The 6,845-nt window shown below is 70.0% G+C and carries 7 protein-coding genes; 2 read left to right on the forward strand and 5 right to left on the reverse strand.

The window, feature by feature from the left end; genetic code table 11:
• Positions 1 to 778 (forward strand): FAD-dependent oxidoreductase (locus GX015_RS00190; protein WP_291341891.1); only part of this gene is annotated, 778 nt, incomplete at its 5' end.
• A gap of 37 nt (positions 779 to 815) precedes the next feature.
• Positions 816 to 1,526 carry a TetR/AcrR family transcriptional regulator gene (locus tag GX015_RS00195; protein WP_291341892.1) on the forward strand — a complete coding sequence of 237 codons (711 nt, stop codon included), beginning with the start codon at positions 816 to 818 and terminating at the stop codon, positions 1,524 to 1,526.
• A gap of 4 nt (positions 1,527 to 1,530) precedes the next feature.
• Here GX015_RS00195 and GX015_RS00200 read toward each other — a convergent pair whose 3' ends face one another.
• The 5 genes from GX015_RS00200 to GX015_RS00220 form a co-directional block, all read right to left on the reverse strand.
• Positions 1,531 to 2,856: a DUF6114 domain-containing protein gene (locus GX015_RS00200; RefSeq protein WP_168937339.1), complete on the reverse strand. Its 1,326-nt coding sequence runs from the start codon at positions 2,854 to 2,856 to the stop codon at positions 1,531 to 1,533.
• Positions 2,846 to 3,418 (reverse strand): DUF6230 family protein, encoded by a 573-nt coding sequence (locus GX015_RS00205; RefSeq protein WP_046650309.1) that lies wholly within the window; start codon positions 3,416 to 3,418, stop codon positions 2,846 to 2,848. The genes GX015_RS00200 and GX015_RS00205 overlap by 11 nt, the downstream gene beginning before the upstream one ends.
• A 203-nt stretch (positions 3,419 to 3,621) precedes the next feature.
• The gene (locus GX015_RS00210; RefSeq protein ID WP_291341893.1) at positions 3,622 to 4,917 is read right to left on the reverse strand and encodes a Fic family protein; all 1,296 of its coding nucleotides are present in this window, start codon (positions 4,915 to 4,917) and stop codon (positions 3,622 to 3,624) included.
• Positions 4,918 to 5,052: 135 nt separating this feature from the next.
• A complete protein-coding gene (locus GX015_RS00215; RefSeq protein WP_046650268.1) occupies positions 5,053 to 5,841 on the reverse strand; it encodes a DsbA family oxidoreductase in 789 nt (262 codons plus the stop codon).
• Positions 5,842 to 5,906: 65 nt separating this feature from the next.
• Positions 5,907 to 6,845: bile acid:sodium symporter family protein (locus GX015_RS00220; RefSeq protein ID WP_291341894.1), on the reverse strand; the 939-nt coding region annotated here is incomplete at its 5' end.

A 6,845-nucleotide genomic window follows, 5' to 3' on the forward strand; every position in this document is an offset into this window, starting at 1 on the left:
CCACGTCCTGCGCACCGCCGACGACGCGTCGCGGCTGCGGGAGACGCTCGGCGGCGGGGGCCGCGGCGTGGACGTCGTCGGCGCCGGGGTGCTCGGCATGGAGGCGGCCGGGTCGCTGACCGATGCCGGCCAGCGGGTCCGCGTCCACGACGTCGCGCCGGAGATCATGTCCCGCATGCTTCCCGACGGCGCCGCGGCCTGGCTGCGCGGCGTGCACGAACGCCGCGGCGTGGACTTCGCCCTCGGTGCGGAACCGCAGCTGGACGGTGACGCGGTCACGGTGGCCGCCATCGGCATCCGCCCCGACACGGAGCTCGCGGAACAACTGGGCCTCGAGGTCGCCGACGGCGTGGTGGTCGATGAACTCGGCCGGACGTCCCGGACCGGCATCTACGCCGCCGGCGACTGCGCGGCGCTGCGCGTCGGCGACTGCCTGCACCGCGACGAGGATCTCGCGTCGGCCCGGGCCTCCGGCATCCGCGGGGCCACCGGCGTGCTGGTCGACGCCGGAGAGACGGAAGCGCCCGACGCGCACGCACCGGCGCCCGCCCGGCGGTGGAGCGTCCAGGCCGGGCTGCGCGTGACCACGGTCGGCGAGGTCGTCGGCACCGGGACCGAACCGGGCGCCGGGGCCGAGCACATCGTGGTCGTCTCCGAGGCGGAGGAATTCGAGTCCGTCGTCGTCCGCGATGGGCTGGTCATCGGTGCGGTGGCCGTCGCCAAGCGCCCGAACCCGCGGGGAATCGCCGCGGCGGTCGGGCACCCCTGGGACCGCTGACGCCGTGACGTTGCACGCCCCCACTACCCTGGCGGGTGTGAAGGACGAACCGGACCATGCGACCACCGACCCTGGAACCGCCGCCGGCGGGAACGGGCGCGGTGGCCGCAGGCGCCGGTTGACCGCCGGCCAGCGGCGCGAGGACATCCTCGACGCGGCCGCGACCCTGTATTCGGAGGGACGGCCGAGCGAGTACACCATCGACGACGTCGCCAAGAAAGCCGGAGTGTCCCGCGCGACGTTCTACCGGCTGTTCACCGGGCTCGAGGACCTGAAGATGGCCATCATCGGCCGCATCGCCGCGGCCTTCCAGAAGCGGATGTTCTCCGGTTTCGGCTCCGACAACCAATGGGAGGAACTGGTGGTCGGCATCCGCGAATTCCTGCGCATCTGCGACGCGGTGCGCTCGGAGGTGCTGGTGCTGCTGGACAGCCACGGCCGGGGGACGATCGCCGAGGGCATGCGCGATGCGGTCGCCGCCGAAATCGCCCGCCGGGTCCGGCCCATCGAGGAAACGCCGCTGGGCCGCGAGGCGCTGCGCACGTGGGTGGCCGCCGCCGAGCACCAGGTCCGCGACTGGCTGCAGGCCCGCGCCGCCGACAAGGCCTCGGCGGCACCCGTCGACGCCGTCGCCGAGCGCATGGCCGCGTTGCTGCCCGCCATCGCCGGTGCCTTCGCCGCCACCGGCGAGGATGCGTTCCTCGACGAGGTCATCCGCGTCCTCGAGGACGGGCGCCGGGCTCTCTAAACGGTCATCCGATCCGCGCCGACGTCGGCAGCTGCAGGCGGTCGGAGCGGACCATGAAGCTCTCCAGGCTGACGTCGCGCAGGATCAGCTCGTCGGTGATCTGGTCGGGCAGCCCCAGCGAGTGCGACGCCAGCGATTCCAGCACGGCGTCGTCGATCCACCGGGCGTCGATCGTGATGGGGATCAGCTCGCCGGCGCTCGCCGCGGGCGTGACCGTCAGGGAGCGGACGATGATGTGGAAGTTGCCGGTCAGGGTCGACATGGTGCCGGGGGCCGTGGACAAGCCGACGTCGACGCCTTCGGCCTGCAGGCCGAGGTTGTCCAGCTCCACCCGATCCGCGTCGAGGCGGATCGCCTGCACGACCTCGCCGGACGGGATGGTCACGGCGGTTTCGGACAGCCGCACGTTGCCCAGCAACCGCACCGAGTCGGCGGTGATGATCTCCATCGTGTCGGACACGTTCAGCTCCCCCGGCAGCGACTCCGGCGGATCGCCGAGGCCGAAACCACCGGCGGCGTCGTCAGGCTCGTTTCCGGTCCCGGGCAGTCCCGGCAACAGTTCGCTTGGCGACGGGATGGTGCCGGTATCGGGCAACGGTGACATGGCAGGGGGCGCGATCGCCGGCGGCGCCTGCTCCTGCGGGGCCCACGGGACGGGCAACGCGGGAATCGGCCACGGGGCGGGGGCGGCCGAGGCGACCGGCGGGGCGAACATCGGCGGCGCGGCGATGGCACCGACCATGGCGAGTGCGATGATCAGTGCCGCGGCGCTTGAGCCAGCGGCGGAGGGGCCCTTCCCTTCCGCGCGCCCGGTGCCCGAACCCGGTTCGGCGACTTCGGAGCCGCCGGGGGTGCCGGGGCCGTTTGCGACCGGTTTCTCGTCCGGGCTCCACGACAGCGCGAGCGCGCCGCCGACCAGCGCCAGCACGGTGCCGAGGATGAAGCCGCCGAAGTTCGACGTCGGCAACGCGACGATGGCGAGGATCAGCGACGTGACGCCGGTGAGGATCCGCGTGTCACCGCCGCGCCACGTCAGCAGGCCGCACACGATGAGCAGCACGCCGATGAGCAGCGTCGATACGCCCGACAGCGACGAGATGCTGATCAGCAGTCCCTGGACGTCGAAGGTCAGGTAGGCGGGCGTGAGGATCACCGCGCCGCCGAGGATCATGCTCAGCCCCGCGCCGAACGGGCGCTGCTTGCGCCACCGGTTGAGGGACCGGCCGCGGCGGTCGCCGGCACTGTTGGCCTTGTCGGAGTTGTCGGCGCTGTTGGCGTTATCGATCTTGTCGGCGTCAACAGCTTTGTCGGACTTCGGGTCAGCAGCCACCGTCATCCCCGGTCACGACGTTGATCTTCGCCCCGGCGATCGTCAGCGAATCTGCCGCGACCGACGTCACCTGGAGCACCTGTTGCTGGACCACCATCCGCGTCGCGGCCAGGCCCCAGCTGCCGCCGGGCGCCCGTTCGTCGACCTGATTGGCGTCGATGCCGATCTGGGGGTTGTACATGGTCAGGGCGCCGTTGATGTCCTTGGCGCCGACCAGCAGATTCTCGGCGCCGAAGTTCTGGCCGGGGACCAGGAGCTTGAACGTGGCTTCCCCGACGCCCGGAACGTTGCCCAACGGCGCCGACAGGCAGACGTCGGTGCCGGTGGCGTCGCCGAAGCGCAGCTTGGAAACGCCGGACTCGCCGTCGCCGACCTTCTCGGCGCCGACGAAGAGACTGGAGGAATCGCCGACGAGCTCGTCGACGGTGAGCGTCATCACCGTGCCGGACAGTGCGAGGTTGGCGGAGATGCCGCCCTGGGCCATGGCCACGCCCGTGCCGCCGGCGACGAGAAATCCGCCTGCGAGGATGCCGATGAACCTGGCCTTCTTCACGTGCCCCATGCGTACGTCGCCTTCTTCCCGGTCGCTGGCGCGGACCGGGGCCAAAATCCCGTCGTCCGCGCCCTTTTCCTTTCCGGGGACTATATAAGTGCAGCAGCGTGCAGGGGCGGGGTTCGCGAAAATGGCGGGCGGGCTCCCGGGACAGCCAGGTAATTGCATCCCTCTCCGACAGCCGCCGGTGCACTGTGCCGGACCTGGGACGGTCACCCGCCCGGTGCGCGGTTCCGGCGCCCCAGGCCGGTTGCGACACGGTCCATGAGATCGAGCACGTCCGGTGCCCGCCAGGCACGGCGCCGCTTCCCGGCCTGGTACCCGATGACGATGCCGGATTTTTCGAGCCGTTCCAGAGAACGCCTCGCAGCCGTCACGGAGCACCCCGCCGCATCGGCGGCGAAAGCGACGTCCATGACGGGCTGCGCCAACAACGCGTCCACCAATGCGCCGTCGGGTGTACCGGCACGTCCCGTCACAAGCGCGCGCCAGTCCTCCCGGATCGACGCCAGTTCCCCTGCCGCCCACGTGCCCAACCCGGCGGCTTCGACCGCGGCGCGGGCGAATAGCTCGACTATCGGTTCCGGATGCCCTCGGCGGTACGCATCCAGCGTGTGGAAGTAACCCGCCGTGTCTTGCAGCAATCTCGCCGACAGCGGCAGCACCGCGTTCGAGCACAAACCGGATTGCGCCAACACGACGTGGACGAGCGCGCGGCCCGTCCGGCCGTTGCCATCCGCGAACGGGTGAACCGTCTCGAACTGTGCGTGGGCGATCGCGGCTTTCGCGACGGCCGGAAGGTCGCTGCGGCCCAAGAAGCCCATCAAATCGTCCACGAGCGCGGGTACGTCTTCGACCTTCGGCGGAACGAACAGCGCACCCGCAGGGCTCAGGTCATCACCGCCGATCCACACGGCGCCCTCCCGCCACTTGCCCGCGATGTCCGGTGCCGAGGGGCCGAGCAGAACCTCATGCATGCCGAGCAGCCCGTCGACGCCGAGTTCCGATCCGACGCGCGCCGCAGCGGACATCAACTTCGCATTCGCCACGATCAGCGGAGCGTTGCCCTTGATGCGCGACCCCGAAGCACCGCGTGCAGATGGGCCCGAGACATCCCCCTCGGACCCGGAAGTAGCGAAGAACTCCGCCTCCACGAGCGCCCTCGCCGAGGCGGTGAGACGTTCGATCCGGGACGACGCGGACGACTCGCTTCGCAGGAGCAAAGAGGCAAAGGGCAGCAATGCCGACGCCGGGCCGGCGTCGAAGCGCGCCACGGCGGCCGATGCTGCGGCCAGGTCGGCCGCCAATGCCGACGTCAGCTCGAACTTCGCCTCGGATATCGCGGGAACGACGGCGGAGTCATACGACGATGGGATCCTCGCGCGTGCCCGCGAGGAAACCGGCAGCCCGGGATCGACGACCCAGTCCTGCTTTTCGAATGTGACGTGCGGCCAGGTCATGTCGTCCCCTTCCGACGGCCACGGATGCAGATCACAACCGTCGCTCATGACCGCCAATTTTACACTTGACCCCCATAAGTGCAATCACAACTCGGGTTCATGGCACTTGAGGAGCTCAAGGCATCGATGATCGGCAGCTGGAACAACCGGGCACATGACCCGGAATCCCGCGCCATCCCCGAGCTACACCGAGCAGGAACCGTCCGAGCAGTCCGGGCCATCTGCGCCGGCATCGGTCCCGGCCCCACCGGTCGCGGCGGCATCGGCGCCCGCCCCCTGGCCACCGGTTCCGCCGGTCGCGGAGCCGTCGATCGTCGTCAAGCCCTTGTTGGACTCTTCCCACGCCGTGGCCAACGCCTGCCGGAACACGTCGACCGGCTGGGCGCCGTTGACGGCGAACTTGCCGTCGAAGACGAAGAACGGCACGCCGGAGATGCCCAGGCCCTGGGCCATGGTCATGTCGTGGCGCACGTCGATGGCGTAGGCGTCGGAGGCGAGCATCTCGGCGACCTCGTCGCCGGGCAGGCCGATGGACTCGCCGATCTCGCGCAGCACCCCATGATCGGAGACCAGGCGGCCGTCGGTGAAGTACGCCTTCTTCAGGGCTTCGTCGGCTTCGTCGTCGAGCCCTCGGTCGCTGGCCATGGCGGCCAGGCGGTGGGCGTCGAAGGTGTTGCCGGACTTGGCGTCGCGCCAGTTGAACTCCAGGCCGACGGAAGCGAAGTTCGCGGCCATCTGATCCTGGGACTCGACGGCGGCCTCGAGCGGCATGGAGTACTTCCGCGCGATCATTTCGGGGATCGTCTCGGTCGACGACGCGTCGGCGTTCGGGTCGAGCTGGAACGCCCGCCACAGGATCTCCACTTCGGCGTCCGCGTGCTCGGCACGGAACTCCTTCAGGGCTTCTTCCAGGTGCCGCTTGCCTATCCAGCAGAACGGGCAGACGACGTCGGACCAGATGTCAATGCGCATGACAGGTGCAACGGCGCCCGGCTGCGGGGCATTCCCGTCGGCCGGATGTCGCTGCCTTACGCGTCCTACCGGGCAGGGTTACCCGCCTCGGTGCCCACCTCGGACTGCGCCTCGGCGCGCGCCGTGCGCTCGGCGGACTTGCGGGCGACGGCGGCGAAGATCGCGCCGGCGATGTTGTGCCACACGGCGGCGACGGCGCCCGGGATGGCGGCTTCGGCCGAGAAGAACTTGCCGGACATGCCCGAGGCCAGGCCGGCGGACTGGGTGGCGACCTCGATGGCGGTGGTGCGGCACGCCTCCGGCGGCAGCTTGAACACGCGCGCGGCGAGGTAGCCGAAGATGTAGCCGAACAGGTTGTGCAGGATCACGGCGCCGATGACCAGCAGGCCAACGGTCTTGAGCGTCTCGGCGGACTTCGCCACGGCGGGGAACACCACGGCGCCGATGCCGAGGATCGACAGCCACGGCAGGATCGGCAGCAGCTTGTCCACGAACTTGTCGAAGGCCACTCGGATGATCAGACCGCCGACGACGGGGATCAGCACGGTCTGCGCCAGCGTCCAGGCGATGCCACCGCCGTCGACCGGCGTTTCCTGGCCGGCCAGCAGCAGCATGATGATCGGCGTGACGATGGGCGACAGCAACGTCGACACCGACGTCATGGCCACCGACAGCGCCACGTCGCCCTTGGCCAGGTACGCCACGACGTTGGAGGCGGTGCCGCCGGGAACCGAGCCGAGCATGAGCAGGCCGATGGCCAGCATCGGGTTGAGGCCCAGCATCTTCGACACGGCCACGGCGGCCAGCGGCATGATCACGAACTGCGCGATCACGCCGATGGCGATGGGCCACGGGCGGCGGGCGACGAGCTTGAGATCCGGGATCGTCAGCGTCAGGCCCATGCAGAACATGATCACCATCAGGGCGTAGGTGATGTAGTCGCCGATGGGGACGAAGGGCTCCGGGACGAAGAACGCGATGATCGCGCCGATGAGGATGAACGC

It is taken from the genome of Corynebacterium sp., from assembly GCF_012837295.1.
Lineage (GTDB): Bacteria > Actinomycetota > Actinomycetes > Mycobacteriales > Mycobacteriaceae > Corynebacterium.